The following is a 17933-nucleotide window of genomic DNA, read 5'->3' on the forward strand; positions in this document are numbered from 1 at the left end:
TTTATTTTGGACGAGCAAAATAAATGAAGGGCAGGTAAAAAAATAATCTTTGAGTTAAATTTTCAATCCAACAAAACGTAAATATTTACTTAAATTTTTTGAAGATATACAGCAATAACTAGACTTTCTGTCACTTTTATTAAGTTTTTGAAAAACCATCAGATGGAAGTGATTAACCAATAAATTTCAGTTTTAAAATTTCAAAACCCGTTATTCAACAATAACTTTGTAGTTTTGAGATTCGAATAAATTCTTACCCATGGCAGACCAAAAACGCTTATTTCTACTTGACGCTTACGCTTTAATTTTTAGAGGATATTATGCATTTATAAAAAATCCGAGAATTAATTCTAAAGGCTTGGATACCTCTGCGATTATGGGGTTTACAAATTCTCTTTTTGATGTAATTCGTAGAGAGAGGCCAGATCATTTAGCGGTATGCTTTGATAAGGATGGCAGCCATGAACGCACCGAATTATATTCCGAATACAAAGCAAACAGAGATGCCACTCCTGAACCAATTTCTATTGCAATTCCTTATATAAAAGATATCCTTCATGCAATGCATATTCCCGTGGTGGAATTACCAGGTTGTGAAGCAGATGACGTAATTGGAACCTTGGCTAAACAAGCCGAAAAAGAGGGTTACAAGATTTTTATGGTGACTCCAGACAAGGATTTTGCACAGTTGGTTTCAGAAAATATTTTTATGTATCGCCCTGCAAGAATGGGGAATGGAATAGAAATTTTGGGGATTCCCGAAGTTCAGAAGAAGTTTGGTGTAGAACGCCCGGAGCAAGTAATAGATTTTCTTGGAATGATGGGAGATGCTTCAGATAATATCCCCGGACTTCCCGGAGTAGGTGAAAAAACAGCGAAGAAATTTTTAGCTGAATACGGAAGCATGGAAGAACTTTTAGCAAATACAGATAAGCTGAAAGGAAAAATGAAAGAGAAGATTGAAGCCAATAAAGAATTAGGAACCCTCTCGAAAAGACTAGCAACTATTATCACAGATTGTGATGTACAATTTCATGCTGAAAATTACGAATTGTCTCAACCAGATGGAGATAAAGTTCAGATGTTGTTTGAAGAACTGGAGTTCCGAAGATTGAAAGATCAGTTTTTAAAATTATTTTCAGGAGAACAAACGGCTACGCCTACTCAAGTTTCAGGAACTCCGACAGCAAAAGCGCAAGCAAAGGATTCAACCGCAGGTGCTGGACAATTTTCTTTATTTGGTGGAGATGCTACTGTTATTGAAGAAACTTCTAGTAGAAAAGACCTGTCAACTTCTGGGCATGTATATCAAAGTCTAACCAGTAATATGGCGACTGAGTTATTTCTGAAAAATTTATTGAAGCAAACCAGCGTATGTTTTGATACAGAAACTACTAGTTTAAATCCGTTGGAAGCAAAATTGGTTGGAATTGCATTTTCATGGGAAGCAGGAAAAGGGTTTTATATGCCATTCCCGGAAGATGATGCGGAAGCGCAAGCGATCATTGAGAAATTACGCCCCTTTTTCGAATCAGAAGATATTGAAAAGATTGGACAGAATTTAAAATATGATATAAAGGTTCTTGCAAAATATAATATTGAGGTAAAAGGCAAATTATTCGATACCATGATCGCACATTATCTTATTAATCCTGATATGCGACATAATATGGATGTGCTCGCAGAAACCTATCTCAACTACACTCCGCAGTCTATCACAGAACTTATTGGTAAGAAAGGAAAGAATCAGGGAAATATGAGAGACGTTCCTTTGGATAATCAGACAGAATATGCTGTTGAAGATGCAGATATTACGCTTCAGCTAAAACAACAATTTCAGCCAGAATTAAAAGAAGCTGAGACTGAAAAATTATTCAATGATATAGAAATTCCGCTGGTAAGAGTTTTAGCCGATATGGAATTGGAAGGCATCAATCTAGATGAAGATTTCTTAAAATCGCTTTCTTCAGAATTAGAAAAAGATATCGCAAGCCTAGAAAAACATATTTATGAAGAAGCAGGAGAAGAATTTAACATTGCATCTCCAAAACAATTAGGTGTTATTCTTTTTGAAAAATTAGAATTAGTAAAAAAGCCGAAAAAGACTAAAACAGGTCAATATTCTACAAGTGAAGATGTGCTTTCCTATTTAGCTTCAGATCATGAAATTATTAAAAGCGTACTAGAATACAGAGGCCTAGTAAAACTAAAGAATACTTATGTAGACGCTTTACCAACTCAGGTTGAAAAAACAACTGGCAGAGTGCATACAGATTATATGCAAACAGTTGCTGCTACTGGAAGATTGAGCTCCAATAATCCAAATTTGCAAAACATCCCAATTAGAACAGAAAGAGGAAGACAAGTAAGAAAGGCATTTATTCCGCGAGATGAGAATTATACTTTACTAGCGGCAGATTATTCCCAAATAGAACTTCGAATTATTGCGGCCTTGAGCAAAGAGGATACTATGATCGAAGCTTTTAAGAAAGGAGAAGACATTCATGCATCTACTGCTGCCAGGGTATTTAATGTTCCTTTAGAGGAAGTGACCAGAGAACAACGGAGCAATGCAAAAACGGTAAATTTTGGAATCATTTACGGGGTTTCCGCTTTTGGATTGAGCAATCAGACCGATCTTTCCAGAGGGGAAGCAAAAGACCTTATAGAAACCTATTATACCACATATCCTAAATTGAAAAGCTACATGCAAGAGCAAGTAGATTTCGCAAGAGATAATGGTTATGTGCAAACTGTGCTTGGAAGGCGCAGGTATTTAAAAGATATCAATTCACAAAATGCAGTAGTTCGTGGTGCTGCAGAACGAAATGCAGTGAACGCACCAATCCAAGGAAGTGCAGCAGATATTATAAAATTAGCGATGATCAATATTCACCTCAAATTAAAAGAGGGTAATTATAAAACTAAAATGCTTTTACAAGTTCATGATGAATTGGTTTTTGATACTTACAATGAAGAATTACCAGAAATGAGAAAAATGATTAAGGAGGAAATGGAAAACGCTTTTAAGATGGAAGTTCCTTTGGATGTAGATTTAGGAGAAGGTAAAAATTGGCTGGAGGCACATTAGTAGTTAGTAGTTAGTAGTTAGTAGTTAGTAGAAAATAAATATTTTAAACTGAATAAAAATTATTTTAAGATTTATATAAAAAAAAGCTGTCCCACTTAAAAAGGACAGCTTTTTTATTAAAATGGAAACTGTATTATTGCCTAGTATATTCCAGAGACAGAATCCTAATTTTTGATGCTGAGGTATCTCCTGGATCTGTTACATATATATTCGATTCTGCTTTTGAAACATCAAATGCAAATGTAGTTGCATTATAGTTTAATGGTTTTCTATCTGTGTATATGGTTCCGTCTATATTGATATTAAGAACAAGATCTGTGCCTTCAACATCCCAAGTTCCAAAATCAACTCTATTCTTAACACATACAAATTCAGCATTAGTAGTTCCACCATTAAAATCTAAACGTGCATTGGTGGTAGCAAATTCTCTTACTACACTTCCATCGGCTTTAGTCTCTTTATTAAAAGTCACTTTCATATCATTAAAACAAGCGGATTCATTTATTAGGTTGTTATCTCCAGTTCCATCTTGATTAAGATCTACCAAAGTATCAGCCTGCATAGCAGAAAGTTTCCACTCTCCAATAAGATCATCAGAATCAATAGTTGTTGAAAAATTGCTTGATTTAAAAGAGTTGGAGTCGGCAGCATCTTCCTTGGTGCAAGAAAAGCTTAAGAAGGATAGTGCTATAATTAGAGTGATACTTGGTAATCTCATAATGTAGGTATTTGATATTAGGGAATCTAAAGTGCAAACGTAGTGTATTATGTAGGTATTTTGTGACAATATTAACACGAAAATTACCACTCATCGTTAAATATAGTATTTCAACGTTTAAGAATTTGGAGAATATTTTTAATTTTTGACCGCTATTTAATTTCTAATTTATCTTAGCTAATACCAATCGTTAAGCTTTCATCTAGACCATCTTTTCACAGTAAATCAAGAGTATTGATAGTCAATGATTTCTGTTCTAATAAATTAATGAAGGTCTATTTGCATTCTGAATTTATAATTGTACATTTGCACCCCTGATTTCCCGATAGATTTATCTAGGGGACAGGGAATGGAATGTTTAATAACAAGTAAAATTAATTAGTGTGGACACATTAAGCTACAAAACAGTATCGGCCAACAAGGCTACCGTGACCAAAGATTGGGTACACGTAGATGCTGATGGTCAGACTTTAGGTCGTCTTTCTACTCAGGTTGCAAAATTACTAAGAGGGAAATTCAAGCCTAACTTCACCCCACACGTTGATTGCGGTGATAACGTAATTGTTACCAATGCCGAGAAAATCAACTTAACAGGAAAGAAATGGGATTCTAAAGAATACATTCGCCATACTGGCTACCCTGGGGGACAACGCAGTCTAACTGCAACCGAACTTTTCAATAAAGGACCGGAAAGGTTAATTGAAAATGCGGTAAAAGGAATGCTACCTAAAAACAAATTAGGCGCAGCTATATTCCGTAATTTAAAGGTATATGTAGGATCAGAACATGATCAATCTGCACAAAAGCCTAAAACTATCAACCTAAACGATCTTTTGTAATGGAAGTTATTCACAAAATTGGCCGTAGAAAAACGGCTGTTGCACGTGTATATGTTGGACAAGGAAAAGGCAACATTACTATCAACAAAAAGGATCTTAACGATTATTTCACTACAGGACCTTTAGTTTATAAGGTAATGCAACCTCTAAACATGACTGGAAACGAAGAGAACTTCGATATCAAAGTTAATGTTTACGGTGGTGGTATCACTGGACAAGCTGAAGCTATCCGTCTTGCTATATCTAGAGCGATGGTAGAATTAGACCCGGAAAACAGAGCTACATTAAAGCCTGAAGGTTTAATGACCAGAGATCCAAGAATGGTAGAACGTAAGAAATTCGGACAGAAGAAAGCTAGAAAGAAATTCCAGTTCTCTAAACGTTAATATCAGTGGGCATTGCCCAAAAGTTCATTTAAAAATTAAAATTTTTGTTGTTGCTCCGATGTCACACTGAGCGTGTTGACGAGTAGGAGGTTAGTTTAGCATCTAAACCACGCTTTAGCGGGGTTGCTATCTCAACAGAACGTAAACTATTACAAAAATGGCAAACAAAGTAGAAGTAAAAGAATTACTTGATGCAGGTGTACATTTTGGACACCTTACAAGAAGATGGAACCCGAACATGGCCCCATATATCTATATGGAACGCAATGGGATTCACATCATAAACCTATATAAAAGTGCTGCAAAAATGCAGGAAGCTGGTGAAGCTCTTAATAAGATCGCTGCTAGTGGAAGAAAAATACTTTTTGTAGCTACCAAGAAACAAGCTAAAGAAATTGTTGCAGAACACGCAGCAAAAGCTAACATGCCTTTTATCACTGAAAGATGGCCTGGTGGAATGCTTACAAACTTTATCACTATCCGTAAGGCAGTTAAGAAAATGTCTTCTATTGATAGAATGAAAAAGGATGGTACTTTCAACACTCTTTCCAAGAAAGAACGTTTACAAGTAGACCGTTTAAGAGCTAAGTTAGAGAAAAACTTAGGTTCTATTTCAGAAATGAGCCGTCTTCCTTCTGCTCTATTTGTTGTAGATATTACCCGTGAGCATATCGCGGTTAAAGAAGCTCAAAAATTAAACATTCCAATCTTTGCAATGGTTGATACAAATTCTGATCCTCGTGAAGTAGAATATGTGATTCCATCTAATGATGATGCTTCAAAATCTATTGACAAAGTTGTTTCTTACATGGCAGAATCTATTATTGCTGGTCTTTCTGAAAGAAAGTCTAACAAAGATGCTAAAGAAGACAACAAAGAGGAGAAAGCCGACAAAGCTCCTAAAGCAAAAAAATCTGATGATAAAGTAGAAGCTCCTTCTAAAGATGCTGAAGATAAAAAAGCAACGAAAGAAGCTAAAGCTGATGTAGAAGTTCCTTCTACAGATGCTGAAGATAAAAAAGCGATGAAAGAGGCTAAAAAAGATGTGAAATTAGAATCTAAAGAAGAAACACTTGAAAAAGCTGCAGATTCTACGGAAGAGAAAGAATAACATACCTTTTTAAGTAATATATAAGTCGTTTAGATCTTTCTTCAAACAAAGCTAAACGACTTATTTTTTAAAAACTAAAAAATTTTAAACATCATGGCAAATATAACAGCCGCAGAAGTAAATAAATTAAGAAAATCTACCGGTGCCGGTATGATGGATTGCAAAAAAGCATTAGTGGAAGCTGATGGAGATTTTGAATTAGCAATCGAAGTGTTACGTAAACAAGGTCAAAAAGTTGCTGCAAAACGTGCCGACAGAGATTCTTCTGAAGGAGCTGTAATTGCTAAAGTTAATGATGACGCTACTAAAGGTGTGATTGTTTCTTTAAACTGTGAGACAGATTTCGTTGCGAAAAATGATACTTACGTAGCTATGGCTACTCAAATTGCAGAAATTGCACTTTCTACTTCTTCTAAAGAAGAACTATTAGCAGCAGATTTCAACGGAATTTCTGTTCAGGATAAATTAACTGAGCAAACCGGAGTTATTGGTGAGAAAATTGAAATAGGAGATTACCGTACTATGGAAGCTCCTTTTGTAGGTTCTTATATTCATGCAGGTAATAAAATTGCTGTTCTAACTGGACTTTCAAAGAATGTTGAAGGAGCTGAAGAAGCTGCTAAAAACGTATCTATGCAAGCTGCAGCTATGAACCCAGTTGCTTTAAATGAAGAAGGTGTAGATCAAACTATCATCGACAAAGAAATCGAGATCGCTAAAGATCAATTAAGACAAGAAGGAAAGCCAGAAGAAATGTTAGATAACATTGCTAAAGGCAAGATCAAGCGTTTCTTTAAGGATAACACTTTAGTGAACCAAGATTATATTAAAGATAACAAAATGAGCATCTCTGCTTACATTAAGTCTGTAGACAAAGATCTTAAAGTTGTTTCTTTTGAAAGAGTTGCTTTAGGTTAAGCAATCATTTTATATTATAAAAAAACCCGTTTCAGTTACTTGAAACGGGTTTTTAATTTTTAGCATTTATTCTATTTTGTACAGCACCGGTTTGCTAGGCGAAGCATCATTCTCAAATGAACCTATTTGTAGATTTAAAATATACATTCCATCTTTAATTTTACTAGCCACATAGATTAGTTCTGTAATCGTAGTATCAAATCTTGTGTTTTTAGGATAATCCCAAAAGGCCTTGTGAGCTAATAGCTTTCCTTCATCTTTTTCCTTATCTACAGAAGGTAGATCGATTAAAAGGTGCTTAATTCCACATTCTCTAATATATCTGGCAGCAGCCTCCTCTAAATAAGGCCAATTGGTATGAGAATATTTTTTACTACGCTTTTCAATATAGTTTGGTAATGTTCTAATTACAATCGCTTCAGCCTCATTTTCTTTTAGCAAACTTTTAATTTGAGCTTCAGTGATCACTAAATCTTCTCCCTGATTCTCTGGTTCAATGGAGATTACTTTAGCAGTAAAAAAGAAAGTCTTTAAGGTTTCATTTATACCATGAAATTCTCGTGTTATATGACCCACACATTCGGTATGCGTGCCATGTGCATGAGGATTGAAATAAATATTATTGAAATTGGTAGAACTCCCAGCAGTTACTTTCCCTGTAAAATCACCATCCACAACTGGCTGGATCTTAGGCGGATTCAAGTACCAAGCAATCGGATTCTTATCATCTCCCCTTAAAACAAGAGAAATATCCAATGGCTTAGAGAGATCTATATTGTAAGATTTATTTTTATGTTCAATTTCTGCTTTCATCTAAATACTCTTGTCCGGAGTCTATAATATTTTCTCTAATTTATAAAAAACAAATTACTGGCAATCCCGTCACTTAAGAACTTCCCTTTTTTTGTGACCGTAATTACATTTTCATTTTGTTTTAATAATCCTAATTTAATTTCATTGGAAGCCTCATTTAATAAATGGGTTTTATATAAATTCCCAAACCGCTCTTCCACTTCATTAATATCAATTCCCCATATGGTGCGCAGTCTAGTCATTACATATTCATTATATCTATCTGTAGTGGAAAGTTCTTCTTGCTCTAAAGGCAACTTTCCCATTTCTATAGATTTCATATAAAGCGTATTATTACTGATATTCCATTTTCTGTTTTCTCCATCATAAGAATGAGCAGAAGGCCCAATTCCTAAATAAGGTTTTCCAAACCAATAGGCTGTATTATTTTCAGAGAAAAACCCTGGTTTTCCATAATTAGAAAATTCATAATGAGTAAAGCCTTTCTCCTTCAGTCGCATGGTTAAAATATCGAAATGTGCTCTTGCAGCTTCATCATCTACCGGCTTCACCTTTCCTTTTTCAATCATTTTCTTAAGAGCTGTGTTAGGCTCGATAGTTAACGCATAACATGAGAAATGTGGTAAACCAAGCGACAAAGCAGTTTCAATATTTGTCTTCCAACGCTCGTTGCTCATTCCTGGAATTCCGTAAATAAGATCTATGGATATATTCTCAAAAAACTGTTTAGCCATTTGTATGCTTTCCAAAGCTTCGGTTGCATTATGTGCTCGGTTCATTAATTGTAAATCCTCTTCAAAAAAAGATTGCACCCCAATGCTCAATCTATTTATTCCGGCCTTTTTAAAGATTTTAATATTCTCAAGAGTCAAATCATCTGGGTTTGCTTCCAAAGTGATCTCTGCATCTTCCCTAACTTCGAAATTATTGTTTATCGTATCACAGATCTGCTTCAATTCTTCTGAAGAAAGTAACGAAGGAGTCCCTCCACCAAAATAGATAGTATCCAGCTGCTTTCCGGGTAATTCATCCTTTCGAAGCCTAATCTCTTCACATAACATACTCACTAGTTCTCCTTTTTTTCTAATCGAAGTAGAAAAATGAAAATCACAATAGTGACAGGCCTGCTTACAAAAAGGGATATGTATATAGAGAGACGACATAGTTTCAGTTAACAATGATCAATTAGCAATAATCAATTTTTGATTCTTGTAGTTTTCAAATTTGAAAACATTATTTTGGATAGTTCATTTGCTATCTCATAAGAATTTTGGAATGTATCTACCTCCAAATTTTCTGAGTCTTGTAGAAGTGACAACCAATATTTTCCCTCAAGACTTTCTTTATAAGCTATAGAAATTTTTGCTGAAAAGTCAACTTTGGAAATCGCTCCATTTGCTTCAGCTACATTAGCTCCAATAGAGGTGCCAGATCTCAATAATTGTTTGGATAATACAAACTCCTTTTTATAAGCAATAAGATTTTTGTAAATACTTATTATTATCAATGCAAAATCATAAGATTTCTTCGAAAGTGGGTTATTAATTTCACTCATTGCTAATTGATATTAGTTTATTGCTTTTTGAGTTTACTCGGATTTTGCTTTACAAAGGAATCCCAACCCGTATAACTTTTACCCACTTCCACTCTACCGGAATTGTAAAAATGACAGACCGCTGCTGCCAATCCATCTGTTGAATCTAAATTCTTAGGCAATTCTTTAAGACCCAACAAACTTTGCAGCATCTTAGCCACTTGTTCCTTACTGGCATTCCCATTGCCTGTAATGGCCATTTTAATCTTTTTGGGCAAGTATTCTGTAATAGGAACTTCTCTGGATAATCCGGCAGCCATGGCTACCCCTTGTGCTCTCCCGAGTTTTAGCATAGATTGCACATTTTTCCCAAAAAAGGGTGCTTCTATAGCGATCTCATCTGGATGAAAAGTATCAATTAACTCCACGGTACGCTCAAAAATTAGTTTCAGTTTAATATAAGGATCGCTATATTTCTGAAGTAACAACTCATTAAGTTGTAAAAACTCCATTTTTTTGTTCACTACCTTGATTAAACCAAACCCCATAATGGTGGTTCCAGGGTCGATTCCTAAAATAATTCGTTCGTTTTTCAAAAGCGGAAAGTCTTTAGCGGTTACCCATTCTTAATAGTTTGTTTACTTTTGAATAGGCTTTACAAAGCTACATAATTCTACTTAGCAATTCTGTTAATCTGGCGATCTGTAAACATGCAATTATTTATAATTTTTATGATTGTGCTCACCCTAAGTTATGCGGTTTTGATAATTGCACTCCTCCTTGGTTGGAAAAAGGTCGAAAAGTTTAAATTGAAGGGAGTTACACCGGCAAACAAATTTTCCATAATAATTCCTTTTAGAAATGAAGCCGAAAATTTACCAGCTCTGCTGTATTCACTATCCAACTTGGATTATCCAAGATCTTATTTTGAAATCATTCTGGTGAATGATGATTCTGAAGACAATTCTCTGCAAGCCTGTTTTAATTTTAAACAATCTCACCCAAATCTCGTTTTTTCTATAATTAATAATAATAGAAAAACAAACTCTCCAAAAAAGGATGCCATAATAACAGCTATTGAAGCGTCCAGATTTGAAAACATCTTAACTACAGATGCAGATTGTATAGTTCCAAGCAAATGGCTGGAAGCATATAATGAAAGTGTTCTAGGAACCAAGGCTAACTTAATAGCTGGGCCTGTAAGTTTTCTAAATGGACCATCTAATAAAGAAAAGTTCTTAAACTATCTGATTGCTTTTCAAGATTTGGATTTTATGAGTCTGCAAGCTGTCAGCATAGGAGCATTCGGATTAAAAAAACCTTTTATGTGTAATGCCGCCAATATGTGTTATAAGAAAGATGCCTTTTTAAATGCAGAAGGATATGTAGGGAATTCAAATATTTCTGGTGGAGATGATGTTTTTCTACTTCAGAAGTTTATCGAATTAAATTACCCGGTATCCTACTTAAAATCTGAAGTTGCTATTGTAAAAACGAAACCTCAGCCCTCCTTAGAATCACTGTTTTCACAACGAATTCGGTGGGCAGCAAAAGCGACAGCTTATAAAAGCACTTTTGCAAAGCTCGTTGGACTAATCGTTTTATTGGTAAATCTATTCTTGGTGATTGGACTTATTTTGACTCTCTTAAACAAAGTGAATTATGAACTAGTGCTCTTCAGTTTTCTTATAAAGTTTTTGGTGGATTTCATATTACTTTATCATTCAGCAATTTTCTTCAGAAAGCAATTGATACTGAGTCATTACTTATGGTCTAGCCTTTTATATCCATTTTTCTCCACAACAGTAGCGATTGCATCTTTATTCAGTGGATTCCAATGGAAAGGAAGAAATTTTAGAAAATAGAAAAAGTCACTTCTCAACTATAACCTGTATTGAGCGAAGTCGAAATGACTTGTCGCTGCCAACTGCTAATTGTTTATTGATTATTGATTATTGCAAATCTACTCTGCCTTAATAAGAATTGGCATTTTAAATACGCTGGAAACAGGAATTCCTCGTTTTATTGCGGGGTATATTTTCGGTAAGGAATCCACACTTTGCCTAACCCATAACTCCAATTCTGGTAGTTGATTAGTAATTATTGTATCTACTCTAACTGAGTCTACAATGGGCTTTCCAGATTTAGAGATCTCCAGATACAAGAATAAGGTATCGTCTATAGCTTGGGTTACGATTGGTTGCTGTTTGGTTAAATATGCGTAAATAGAATTGGCAACTGTCGTTTCAAAACAACTTCTTGCCTTGGCTAATTCTTTGACAGATTTACAATTTTCGAAAGCAGGATATTCATCTACTTCTTTCCAATTTAAAGATTGTGATTCTTGGGTAAGCACCTCTTCAGAAGAGATCTTCTTGGTTTCAAAATTATTACAACACACCAAAATTGGAAAAATAAGCAGAAGTAATGTTTTTCTCATGCAGCTAACTATCTAGTCTATGGAATTCCAAAAATAGTGAATTTAAGCAGCTTAGGAAAAACTATTCTCCGTTTAGGTGCAATTCTTCCTTAATATCTTTAATTCTAATTTGTGCTAGATGTATCAACTCAAAATTTCCTTTACTTGAATACTTATCAAGGTAGGCCTGATAATAGTTTAGAACTGACTTTTTATCTTTAAAATAATTATCTGCCGCAATCGCTCGCTCGTATAAAGCCCTCTCATTATTTGGGTTTTCCTCTAATGCGCTATTGAAATATTGAAGTGCTTTTTTATAATCTTCTTGCAGCTTGTAAGTTAAAGCAAGACTAAGAAATTCGGCATCTACGGGCTGTTTTTTTATTAAAAGTGCCAGTAGCAGATGAGCCTCAGATTTCTTAAGATCTCCAGTTCTCGCATATAATTTGCCGAGATTGTAATGTGTGTCAGAGTTTCTGTCTTCATATCCAAGAGCCAAATTATATTGTGAAATTGCCTCTATATGATAATGGAGACGATAATAACAATGCCCTAATTTAGAATGCACAAATTCGTTTCCTTGCCCTAATTCCAATAATTTCTCAAAAGGGGTTATTGCGAGGATAAAAGAATTTTCATTAAAATAAGTTTGAGCCAAAATAGAAAGTAGTGAAGCATTGGAAGGATTTGCTTCTAAACCTTGTAAACTGAGTTCTTCTGCCAAAGGAAAATTCCTTTTGCTCAATGCATCTTTGGCAAGTTTGTATAGAGCTTGTTGATGGTTGGGATCTATTTCAATAGTTCTTTCCAAAAAACCGATATAGGTGCTATCATTTTGTTTTTCCTTTATAATTCCACGCTGAAATTGAAAACTGGCAGTCTTGGGATATTTTGCTGATAGCAGGTCAAACAAACTATCTGCGGAATTTAATTCTCCAGCTTTTATAAGCACTTCTCCATAATCTATAGCAGAAAGCAACTTATTTGGATTTTGAAGTACTATTACTTTATAGGTTTTTATAGCAGAATCAAGCTTTCCTGAGGCAACATAAGCTTTTGCTAACCGAAGCTGCACAGCATCTGAACTCTCCTTAAGATTTTCCAATTGCTGAATAGCTTCCGTATAATTGCCAATTGCATATAAACTGTCTGCAATAGCTAAAGTTGGGGTTTGCGCCCCGACTTTAAAAACCATCAACATAATTAACAAGCTAATTTTACTCATTTACTTCAAATACTATAGGAAGTGAATACATTACACCAACTGTAGTTCCGTTTTGTTCTCCAGGAGTCATTTGTGGTAAAGAATTAATCACGCGTTTCCCTTCTTCTTCCAATTTCGGATGCGCAGCTCTAGATTTCACATCTACAATGTTCCCAGTTTTATCTATTTTAAATTGAACGATCACTCTGTTTACTCCTGTAAGTCCTACTTCTTTTCCTAAATTGGAATTGAAGTTTCCAATTACATGTTCTTGTATTTTTTGAGACATGCATTTCTTTTGCTCTTCGTTACTGGCTAAATTCTCACAACCTGGATAAAGTGGCACTTGATCTATTAATGCAAATGGTACATCTGTTCCTGGGAAACCATTCGATGAAGATTTATCTGGGTATTGAGCAGGAGGAGGAAGAGGTAAATCGTTCTCATCTTTAACTATCTGTTCCATAATGCTAAAAAACTGTTCTCTTTCAACTTCGGAAAGTTCCTTGCCTTCATCTAATGCCTGTTTAATTTCGACTAACTGCTTAGAAATTGAACTTTCCTTAGCCATTTCTTCAGGACCCTCCTGAGCACAGGAAACAATTGTCAGCATAATCAGCAGTAGCGGTAAGATTACCAAATACTTGAACTTTGCGATGGTTTTAGATTTTGATTTTTGTAACATAACTATTCGTTTTTTGATTAATGAATGATTAAAAAATTGATTGATGAATGAAATATTTTGTGTGTTGAAAGCAGTGTTTAATAATTGTTCATAATAACTTCGCTTTTCTACTATTTTAACCACGTTGGAGTCTGCGATGAATTCGTGCAAAGCGGCTATTCTATTCTGGTAGATATAAATTAGCGGATTAAACCAGAAAATGATTTTTAATATTTCAAAAAACACAAGATCATAACTATGCTTTTGCTCCACATGAATTAACTCGTGTGCTACAATTTGTTCCTTCTCGATTGCAGTTAATTCATCTCCTAAAAATATGGTTTTATTAAAAGTGCAGGCGACATTAGAGGAAGGAATTTCGACAATCTTAAATTGTTTTACTTCTGAAATAACATTAAACTTGAACAATTTGCGCAAGTTAAAAAGCTTTTTACCAACGATCCCTAAACTTACAATGGCACCAATGCAATAAATAATTATCATCCAGTTAAAAGAATGGCTTTTTTCAGATAATACTATTTCAGGAAGTTGCTGTGTATTTTGCGTAACACCTCCAATATTTACTTCCGGAAGCCAAAACCTTGAAATGGATGTCACAGATTCCTGTGGTACAAAGCCAGATAACATCTCAATATTAATTATGGGTAATAAAAATGCTAATACAGGTGTAAGAAGTAAGTAAGCCCGATTATAGTTAAAAAATGTTTCCTTTTTCAGTAAGAATTCATACACCAACAGGAATACCAACTGAAATAATACGACTTGTATAATATAAGACTGCATATTAATCCTCTTTATTAATTTCCTTTAAAATAGCTTCCAGTTCTTTAGTATCAAGATCATTTTTCTTCATAAAAAATGAAACCATGCTTTTAAAAGAACCATTAAAATAATTATCCATGAGCTTATTCATACTTTGGTTGCTATAGGTTTCCCTTTCTACAATAGGAATATAGATATAGCCTTTCCCCTCTTTCCTATGGCCAACAAAATCTTTGGATTCCAAAATCCTTACGATAGTAGAGACCGTATTATACGCGGGTTTTGGATCGGGCATCTCTTCAATGATCCCCGCAACATTCCCTTCCTTAAGTTGCCATAAGATCTGCATGATCTCCTCTTCTGCTTTCGTTAGCTGTTTCATTTCTAATAAATTTATTAAAGCTAATATAGAACTAAATTATTAGTTGAACTAACAATTTAGTTTAAATATTTAATTAATTCGATATTTTAGCTGAAAACATTAGAGATATGGAGTTACTTTTAATAATTATTGGTGGCATTTTAATGATTGTTGGTTTATTTGGCAGTTTTTTGCCGGTGTTACCGGGAGTTCCAGTAAGCTGGATCGGGCTTTTAGTTTTATATCTTGCTCCTTCTATTCCAATGAACTATTGGCTGCTTGGTATCACCTTGGTTATTGCTATTCTTATATATGCTTTAAATCTAATTATCCCAGCGATGGGAACTAAACGTTTTGGTGGAAGTAAGGCAGGAATGATTGGAGCCACTATTGGTCTTGTTGTTGGATTAATCGCACCAATCCCATTCGGAGTATTAATTGGACCCTTTATAGGGGCTTTTCTTGGTGAAATCATTAACAAAAGCAATTCTAAGTCGGCACTTAAGGCTGCTTTTGGATCATTTATTGGATTTTTAGCTTCCAGTTTTATGGAATTTATAATTGCTTTCGGATTTTTAATTCTTTACATCTATAAGGTCTGGGATTTTCGAGATTTACTTTTCTAAGTTTTTACTTTCAATTAAAAGTCCAACATTTACTAAAAATCATAGTTTTCAATTTAGAGAAATAATAAAATTCTTAATTTGAAATGAGTTTAAAAGAATGCGTTATGAGAATAAAAGAAAATAAGTTCCGAAATATTATCTTATATATTGTTATTACAATAAGCTTCTTGCTCATACTCGCCAGCTTGCTATCCTTATTATATAATATTCCAAAATGGTACTTGAAAATACTTGATTTTCCACGCCTTCAGCAATTTATTGCAAGCATTCTCATGCTAATTCTCTTTGTTATTTTAAATAGAAAATGGAAACTCACATCAATAGCTCTTACTATAGGATTATTTGCAGCAATTTTTATTCATTTTAGCTTTATATCTACATATTTATTAGGAGAAAAAGCAGTCCCTTCAGTAGATTTTTCTGAAGTGAACACTGAAAAAACTGTAGGGATTCTATTGGCCAATGTACTTATCACCAATAAAAATTCTTCAAAATTCTTAGATATAATTAGCAGTTCAAATCCAGATTTAGTTTTGGTTATGGAAGTAGATTCATGGTGGGTAGAACAACTTCATTCTTTAAAACAAGAATACCCATATTATATGGAGTATCCTTTAGATAATGCCTACGGAATGGCACTTTACTCTAAATTTCCTTTAATTGAAACAGAAATACAGTTTTTGAATCATTCTAAAGTCCCATCTTTTAATGCGGTGGTCACATTGCCTTCTGGTAACACATTCAAATTTCACGGAGTTCATCCTGTAGCACCATTTCCAAGCGATAAATACCCAGAAAATATAGGAGAAAATGGAAAAGATCAGCAAAAAGAAGTGGCTCTGGAAAAAGTAGGTATGCTAGTCTCTAAAAATAAAAAGCCCACTATAGTAGCGGGAGATTTTAATGATGTGTCTTGGTCTAATACCTCTCGCCTTTTCGGGCAAAATGGAAATCTAAAAGATGTAAGAATTGGTAGAGGCTTATTTAATACATTCGATGCTCAATCAATGATCATGAGGTGGCCTTTAGACCACTTTTTCGTTTCTGAAGAAATAGCAGTAGTAGAATTTAAACGGCTATCAAAATTCGGCTCAGATCATTTTCCGTTATTCGCGAAATTATCCATAGATCAAAAACTATAAAAAGAAAAACCATTTTAGAAGGTAAAAAACTCTTTTTAATAATTCTACTTAAACAAGGCTAGCTACCCCTTATTCGTTTAAATACAAGTTCAAAAATTTAACTTTTTGAACTAAAAAATAAAAAATTTCGGATCTGTTTTTATGATATATTTATTTGCTTTTCTAAACAACCGAATATGTCAAAAAAACTCATATTATTATGGTTACTAGTAGTTTGCTTTTCCTGTAGTCCAGATTCACAGAATGAAGAAGTTTCAGAGATAGAGAAAACATTTGATGTAAATTTCATAACTCCAAAAAGTCAAATTCTAGTGGATGTTCCATTTCAAATCCAAGTGGAATCTAATGATCCTATTTATGAAATTAATAGAATCACGAACAATGGTAGTCAAGGAATTGTAGCTGCGATGCCAGGAACTGCTCTGGAAGATCAATTCTTAATTCTGAATTTACAGTTCGCAACACTTGGAAACCAAGATGCGAAATTTGAATTTATTAGCACCAGCGGAAAAAAGGCTTATAAAACATTTAATTTTGAGGTAGTTCGTGGAAGCGCAGTGAAACTAATAGGCTTTAAGATTAATTCCTTTTATAATATAAATGGAACTTGGGATGCCGAATATGCAGAGGATGACCCTAACAGGTTAGCTGATATTATATTTTCTTTCCAAAAATTGAACACAGCTCACTTTTCAAACCCCAAACAAAGTTTGACACATTGGTATCTTTCACCCGTTTACCCAAATCAGCAACAATTAGAGTGGAACCTTTCTCAAGAAGAGCTTTATATTTCTGACCGCTCTATATTTGAGATTGGTATTGGAGATGATGATGGAGATGGAATTGGGGATGATTTAACGCGTAGTTTTCGAGGATTGAACATTAGATTAAACGACTATAGAGACTCTAAACCTTCAGATATTAATATTAGCAGTGAAGAATATGGTATTGATGTGAGTGTTCAATTAGAATGGTTGTAAAATAAAGCAATACAAAACTCACTAAAAAGAAAAAAGCCCTTTTCCAATAGTATGGAAAAAAGCTTCTCATTGGTAAATACTGGAAAAACAGTATCTTAACCACGTTGTCTCAACTTCTTGAGACACACAACACAACTTCATTATACTTGCCAAATAGAAGCTTCAATTTCTTGAAGTTTCTATTTGCAATCTTATGGTTTGGACGAGACTCGAACCAACCACGTAATCCCTTTATTTATAGGCTTCTTCAAAGGCCTATTTTTCGAACGCACCGAATTTCGAACCTTTTAACGTATTTTTAACAGTTTCTGAAGAGTATATACTCAAAGAATACTATTTGAATA

The 17933-nt window shown here is 34.3% G+C and carries 18 protein-coding genes; 9 read left to right on the forward strand and 9 right to left on the reverse strand.

The window, feature by feature from the left end; all coding sequences use genetic code 11:
* The first annotated feature begins 259 nt into the window (after positions 1–259).
* Positions 260–3091, forward strand: a complete 2832-nt coding sequence (polA, locus tag I130_RS03620; protein ID WP_034919607.1) for a DNA polymerase I — start codon at positions 260–262, stop codon at positions 3089–3091.
* 133 nt (positions 3092–3224) lie between these two features.
* Here the strand turns inward: polA and I130_RS03625 are convergent, their stop codons facing one another.
* A complete protein-coding gene (locus I130_RS03625; protein WP_034919610.1) occupies positions 3225–3809 on the reverse strand; it encodes a DUF5004 domain-containing protein in 585 nt (194 codons plus the stop codon).
* A gap of 383 nt (positions 3810–4192) precedes the next feature.
* Here I130_RS03625 and rplM point away from each other — a divergent pair, with 383 nt between their 5' ends.
* The 4 genes from rplM to tsf all read left to right on the forward strand — a co-directional run bounded on the left by rplM (position 4193) and on the right by tsf (position 7063).
* Complete coding sequence (gene rplM / locus I130_RS03630; RefSeq protein WP_034919612.1) at positions 4193–4648, forward strand: 50S ribosomal protein L13; 456 nt, start codon at positions 4193–4195, stop codon at positions 4646–4648.
* Complete coding sequence (gene rpsI, locus I130_RS03635) at positions 4648–5034, forward strand: 30S ribosomal protein S9 (protein WP_010231655.1); 387 nt, start codon at positions 4648–4650, stop codon at positions 5032–5034. The genes rplM and rpsI overlap by 1 nt, the downstream gene beginning before the upstream one ends.
* Positions 5035–5191: 157 nt before the next feature.
* Complete coding sequence (gene rpsB, locus I130_RS03640) at positions 5192–6145, forward strand: 30S ribosomal protein S2 (protein ID WP_034919615.1); 954 nt, start codon at positions 5192–5194, stop codon at positions 6143–6145.
* 93 nt (positions 6146–6238) lie between these two features.
* Complete coding sequence (gene tsf / locus I130_RS03645; RefSeq protein ID WP_034919617.1) at positions 6239–7063, forward strand: translation elongation factor Ts; 825 nt, start codon at positions 6239–6241, stop codon at positions 7061–7063.
* 66 nt (positions 7064–7129) lie between these two features.
* Here the strand turns inward: tsf and I130_RS03650 are convergent, their stop codons facing one another.
* From I130_RS03650 to ruvC, 4 genes are read right to left on the reverse strand one after another with little or no spacing between them, the layout of a single operon-like run.
* Positions 7130–7876, reverse strand: coding sequence for a cyclase family protein (locus I130_RS03650; protein WP_034919619.1), 747 nt, complete (start codon positions 7874–7876; stop codon positions 7130–7132).
* Positions 7877–7911: 35 nt separating this feature from the next.
* Positions 7912–9039 carry a radical SAM family heme chaperone HemW gene (hemW, locus tag I130_RS03655; RefSeq protein ID WP_034919622.1) on the reverse strand — a complete coding sequence of 376 codons (1128 nt, stop codon included), beginning with the start codon at positions 9037–9039 and terminating at the stop codon, positions 7912–7914.
* Positions 9040–9071: 32 nt separating this feature from the next.
* Positions 9072–9431, reverse strand: a complete 360-nt coding sequence (locus I130_RS03660; protein ID WP_034919624.1) for a four helix bundle protein — start codon at positions 9429–9431, stop codon at positions 9072–9074.
* Between the two features lie 17 nt (positions 9432–9448).
* Positions 9449–10006: a crossover junction endodeoxyribonuclease RuvC gene (ruvC, locus tag I130_RS03665; protein WP_034919626.1), complete on the reverse strand. Its 558-nt coding sequence runs from the start codon at positions 10004–10006 to the stop codon at positions 9449–9451.
* A gap of 114 nt (positions 10007–10120) precedes the next feature.
* On the opposite strand from ruvC, the gene I130_RS03670 reads away from it, so the two are divergent.
* Entirely contained in the window at positions 10121–11275 is a 1155-nt protein-coding gene (locus tag I130_RS03670) for a glycosyltransferase (RefSeq protein WP_034919627.1), read from the forward strand.
* A gap of 98 nt (positions 11276–11373) precedes the next feature.
* Here the strand turns inward: I130_RS03670 and I130_RS03675 are convergent, their stop codons facing one another.
* The 4 genes from I130_RS03675 to I130_RS03690 form a co-directional block, all read right to left on the reverse strand.
* Positions 11374–11850 carry a hypothetical protein gene (locus I130_RS03675; RefSeq protein ID WP_034919629.1) on the reverse strand — a complete coding sequence of 159 codons (477 nt, stop codon included), beginning with the start codon at positions 11848–11850 and terminating at the stop codon, positions 11374–11376.
* 61 nt (positions 11851–11911) lie between these two features.
* Positions 11912–13054, reverse strand: coding sequence for a tetratricopeptide repeat protein (locus I130_RS03680; RefSeq protein WP_034919632.1), 1143 nt, complete (start codon positions 13052–13054; stop codon positions 11912–11914).
* Positions 13047–14501 carry a M56 family metallopeptidase gene (locus I130_RS03685; RefSeq protein ID WP_034919634.1) on the reverse strand — a complete coding sequence of 485 codons (1455 nt, stop codon included), beginning with the start codon at positions 14499–14501 and terminating at the stop codon, positions 13047–13049. The genes I130_RS03680 and I130_RS03685 overlap by 8 nt, the downstream gene beginning before the upstream one ends.
* A gap of 1 nt (position 14502) precedes the next feature.
* A complete protein-coding gene (locus tag I130_RS03690) occupies positions 14503–14862 on the reverse strand; it encodes a BlaI/MecI/CopY family transcriptional regulator (RefSeq protein WP_034919636.1) in 360 nt (119 codons plus the stop codon).
* A gap of 107 nt (positions 14863–14969) precedes the next feature.
* Here I130_RS03690 and I130_RS03695 point away from each other — a divergent pair, with 107 nt between their 5' ends.
* The 3 genes from I130_RS03695 to I130_RS03705 all read left to right on the forward strand — a co-directional run bounded on the left by I130_RS03695 (position 14970) and on the right by I130_RS03705 (position 17589).
* Entirely contained in the window at positions 14970–15467 is a 498-nt protein-coding gene (locus I130_RS03695; RefSeq protein ID WP_034919638.1) for a DUF456 domain-containing protein, read from the forward strand.
* Positions 15468–15571: 104 nt separating this feature from the next.
* Entirely contained in the window at positions 15572–16609 is a 1038-nt protein-coding gene (locus tag I130_RS03700) for an endonuclease/exonuclease/phosphatase family protein (protein WP_034919639.1), read from the forward strand.
* A gap of 176 nt (positions 16610–16785) precedes the next feature.
* Positions 16786–17589, forward strand: coding sequence for a hypothetical protein (locus tag I130_RS03705; protein ID WP_034919641.1), 804 nt, complete (start codon positions 16786–16788; stop codon positions 17587–17589).
* The last annotated feature ends 344 nt before the right edge of the window (positions 17590–17933 follow it).

Source organism: Gillisia sp. CAL575 (assembly GCF_000403785.1).
Taxonomy (GTDB): domain Bacteria; phylum Bacteroidota; class Bacteroidia; order Flavobacteriales; family Flavobacteriaceae; genus Gillisia.

Bases quoted from the DNA above. Each gene is read 5' to 3' on its own strand.
- I130_RS03690 (WP_034919636.1), bottom strand. From the start codon at position 14,862: ATGAAACAGCTAACGAAAGCAGAAGAGGAGATCATGCAGATCTTATGG.
- I130_RS03670 (WP_034919627.1), top strand. From the start codon at position 10,121: ATGCAATTATTTATAATTTTTATGATTGTGCTCACCCTAAGTTATGCG.
- rpsB (WP_034919615.1), top strand. From the start codon at position 5,192: ATGGCAAACAAAGTAGAAGTAAAAGAATTACTTGATGCAGGTGTACAT.
- tsf (WP_034919617.1), top strand. From the start codon at position 6,239: ATGGCAAATATAACAGCCGCAGAAGTAAATAAATTAAGAAAATCTACC.
- I130_RS03685 (WP_034919634.1), bottom strand. From the start codon at position 14,501: ATGCAGTCTTATATTATACAAGTCGTATTATTTCAGTTGGTATTCCTG.
- hemW (WP_034919622.1), bottom strand. From the start codon at position 9,039: ATGTCGTCTCTCTATATACATATCCCTTTTTGTAAGCAGGCCTGTCAC.
- I130_RS03660 (WP_034919624.1), bottom strand. From the start codon at position 9,431: ATGAGTGAAATTAATAACCCACTTTCGAAGAAATCTTATGATTTTGCA.
- I130_RS03650 (WP_034919619.1), bottom strand. From the start codon at position 7,876: ATGAAAGCAGAAATTGAACATAAAAATAAATCTTACAATATAGATCTC.
- I130_RS03680 (WP_034919632.1), bottom strand. From the start codon at position 13,054: ATGAGTAAAATTAGCTTGTTAATTATGTTGATGGTTTTTAAAGTCGGG.
- rpsI (WP_010231655.1), top strand. From the start codon at position 4,648: ATGGAAGTTATTCACAAAATTGGCCGTAGAAAAACGGCTGTTGCACGT.
- I130_RS03700 (WP_034919639.1), top strand. From the start codon at position 15,572: ATGAGAATAAAAGAAAATAAGTTCCGAAATATTATCTTATATATTGTT.
- I130_RS03625 (WP_034919610.1), bottom strand. From the start codon at position 3,809: ATGAGATTACCAAGTATCACTCTAATTATAGCACTATCCTTCTTAAGC.
- I130_RS03705 (WP_034919641.1), top strand. From the start codon at position 16,786: ATGTCAAAAAAACTCATATTATTATGGTTACTAGTAGTTTGCTTTTCC.
- polA (WP_034919607.1), top strand. From the start codon at position 260: ATGGCAGACCAAAAACGCTTATTTCTACTTGACGCTTACGCTTTAATT.
- I130_RS03675 (WP_034919629.1), bottom strand. From the start codon at position 11,850: ATGAGAAAAACATTACTTCTGCTTATTTTTCCAATTTTGGTGTGTTGT.
- I130_RS03695 (WP_034919638.1), top strand. From the start codon at position 14,970: ATGGAGTTACTTTTAATAATTATTGGTGGCATTTTAATGATTGTTGGT.